Below are 1,447 nucleotides of genomic sequence, written 5' to 3'. Positions count from 1 at the left end.
TGAACTGACCCCACAAAGCTGGACGATTTTCTGTCTACGCCTGAGCGGCCTGAGTTCTGTATTCAACAGGACTCAGGCCGTTTAGCTTCAATCTGATACGCGAGTGATTGTAATACTGGATGTACTCGTCGATGCCTGCGTGAAGCTCATCAAGGTCGTTAAATTTATTCAGATAAAAAAATTCTGACTTCAGTGTGCCGAAGAAACTCTCCATGGCCGCATTGTCATAGCAGTTACCCTTGCGCGACATGCTCGGCGTAACGGAGCAGTTTTTGAGAGCCTGCAAGTAAATTGGCATTCGATACTGCCAACCTTGGTCTGAGTGCAAGACCGGTTTTTCATGCGGCTGAAGTCGTTTGAATGCACCGTTGAGCATCTTCCCGACCATATCGAACAGCGGCCTTCTGGCAACCTCGTAGGAAATGATTTCTCCGTTGTATAGATCCAAAACGGGCGACAGATAAAGCTTCTGACCTCCAACTTTGAACTCTGTAACGTCGGTTACCCACTTTTGATTGGGGGACGCAGCTTCAAACTCCCGCTTCAAAAGGTTAGGCGCTACCTTGCCTACCTCACCCTTATAGGCTCGGTATTTTTTCACCCGCACCAAGCTCTTGAGCTGAAGCTGCGCCATCAGCCGCTGAACCGTCTTGTGATTGACGAGATAGCCAGCGCTCCGTACCGCAGCCGTTATACGGCGATAGCCATACCGGCCCTTATGCTCATCGAACGTCGAACGAATCTTGTCCTTCAGCTCAGCGTACTTATCAGCCGCATGGAGTACCTTTTGCTGATAGTAAAAGGTGCTGCGTGACAAACCGGCAAACTTCAACAGACTTGCGAGAGAGTGCTGCGACCTCAGTCCTGTTACGACTTGCGCTTTTTCTGCTGCGCTAATCGTGTCTTCTCTTGGACCAAGGCATCGAGCTTTTTTAGGTAGTCGTTCTCCATCCGCAACTGCTTCACCTCAGCAAGCAAGTCATCGCGTGAGCGGGACTCGTCATCGGGTGAGTTGGGTTGAACAGGAGCAATGGTGGTTGGCATTTTTTTCGGACGTCCGACTCTACTAGGCTGCTTGGTAAGGGCATCAAAACCGCCCTCATCAAAGCGGCGCTCCCAGAGGCCGATGATGCCGAATTGACGGATGTCGAACAAGGCTGCCGTCTGCCGATAGGACAGTTGCTCTTCACGCATACGTTTTAAAGCAGACAGTTTGAAGTCGTTACTGTAGCGCTTCAGCTTTTTCTGCTTCACCCCGGCAGCACCATGTACCTGATAGGCCGCAACCCACTGGCGAAGGGATGAAAAGTCCACATTGTGACGGTGTGCAACATCCCTCAAGCCAGCACTGCCTGCGCAATAGTCCTGCACCGCCGCGAGTTTTGCCTGTTCTGTATACTTAACCATGACACCCCCAAGTTGTGTCCAACCTTTGGGGGTCAGTTCA

General features: G+C 51.2%; 1 protein-coding gene. It reads right to left on the bottom strand.

Annotation, left to right across the window (positions count from 1 at the left end):
* Positions 1 to 34: 34 nt before the first annotated feature.
* A protein-coding gene (locus tag TU82_RS28505; protein ID WP_156421707.1) for an IS3 family transposase occupies positions 35 to 1,407 on the bottom strand; the annotation gives its coding sequence in 2 pieces (ribosomal slippage) (positions 35 to 936 and positions 936 to 1,407; 1,374 coding nt in all).
* Between the last annotated feature and the right edge of the window lie 40 nt (positions 1,408 to 1,447).

Source organism: Pseudomonas orientalis (assembly GCF_001439815.1).
GTDB lineage: Bacteria > Pseudomonadota > Gammaproteobacteria > Pseudomonadales > Pseudomonadaceae > Aquipseudomonas > Aquipseudomonas orientalis.
The sequence above is the reverse complement of the archived record's forward strand: the minus strand, read 5'-3'. Positions and strand labels throughout refer to the sequence as shown.